Origin of the sequence: Micromonospora sp. NPDC051196 (assembly GCF_040682415.1) — a bacterium.
Lineage (GTDB): Bacteria > Actinomycetota > Actinomycetes > Mycobacteriales > Micromonosporaceae > Micromonospora.
Genome location: NZ_JBFBAY010000022.1, coordinates 55676 through 56982 on the forward strand (window position 1 = coordinate 55676; position 1307 = coordinate 56982).

The window sequence follows — 1307 nt, forward strand, 5'->3', positions numbered from 1 at the left end:
CGCCGCCGAACCCGCCCTCGCGACGCTGACCGCCGCCGAAGCCACCTTCACGGCGATCCCCGCCACGGAAGCCACCCTCACGACGGTCACCGCCGGAGCGCTCGCTGTTGTCGCGACGGAAACCACCCTCACGACGGTCACCGCCACGGAAGCCACCTTCACGGCGATCACCGCCGCCGAAGCCACCTTCACGACGGTCACCGCCACGGAAGCCACCCTCACGACGGTCACCGCCGGAGCGCTCGCTGTTGTCGCGACGGAAACCACCCTCACGACGGTCGCCACCGCCGGAGCCACCTTCACGACGCTCACCGCCACGGAAGCCACCCTCGCGGCCGGCACCACCACGGAAGCCACCCTCACGACGGTCACCGCCGGAGCGCTCGCTGTTGTCGCGACGGAAACCACCCTCACGACGATCCCCGCCGCCGGAGCCACCCTCACGACGCTCACCGCCACGGAAACCGCCCTCACGGCGATCACCGCCACGGAAACCACCTTCACGGCGATCACCGCCGCCGAAGCCACCTTCACGACGCTCACCGCCACGGAAACCGCCCTCACGGCGATCACCGCCGCCGAAGCTGCCCTCGCGACGCTCACCGCCACGGAAACCGCCCTCACGACGGTCGCCATCACGGAAACCGCCGGAGCGTTCGCTGTTGTCGCGACGGAAACCACCCTCGCGACGCTCACCGCCGCCAAAGCTGCCCTCGCGACGCTCACCGCCACGGAACCCGCCCTCACGACGGTCGCCACCGCCGGAGCCACCTTCACGACGCTCACCGCCACGGAAGCCACCCTCACGGCCGGCACCACCACGGAAGCCACCCTCACGGCGGTCGCCATCACGGAAACCGCCGGAGCGTTCGCTGTTGTCGCGACGGAAACCACCCTCACGGCGATCCCCGCCGCCGAAGCCACCTTCACGGCGGTCACCATCGCGGCGGAAGCCGCCGGACCGGGAACGGTCAGCCCCGTCACCGCGTCCGTCGCGGGAGCCACGCTCCCGATCGCGATCGTCGCGGTACGACGGGCGGTCGTCCCGGCGGAAGCCGCGGTCACGGCCCTCGGGCCGGCCCTCGTGGCTCCGGGGACGGTCTCCGCCCTGAGCTCCTGAACTCACAGGTACATCCTTCCTGAGTGCGCCATTCCATGACGCAACGCAGTCGAGGGCCGGCCCGATTCCGGGCGGCCCTCGACTGTGACGTGTGTCCGGCGGTGTCCTACTCTCCCACACCCTCCCGAGTGCAGTACCATCGGCGCTGGAGGGCTTAGCTTCCGGGTTCGGAATGTAACCGGGCGTT

At 70.6% G+C, this 1307-nt stretch carries 1 protein-coding gene and 1 rRNA gene; one reads left to right on the plus strand and one right to left on the minus strand.

What is annotated here, in order from left to right; translation table 11 throughout:
* Nucleotides 1-1120: hypothetical protein (locus AB0M35_RS26945; protein ID WP_363748769.1), on the plus strand; the 1120-nt coding region annotated here is incomplete at its 5' end.
* A 93-nt stretch (nt 1121-1213) separates the two neighbouring features.
* Here AB0M35_RS26945 and rrf read toward each other — a convergent pair.
* Nucleotides 1214-1307: ribosomal RNA gene (gene rrf / locus AB0M35_RS26950) — 5S ribosomal RNA — on the minus strand; the annotation flags it as partial.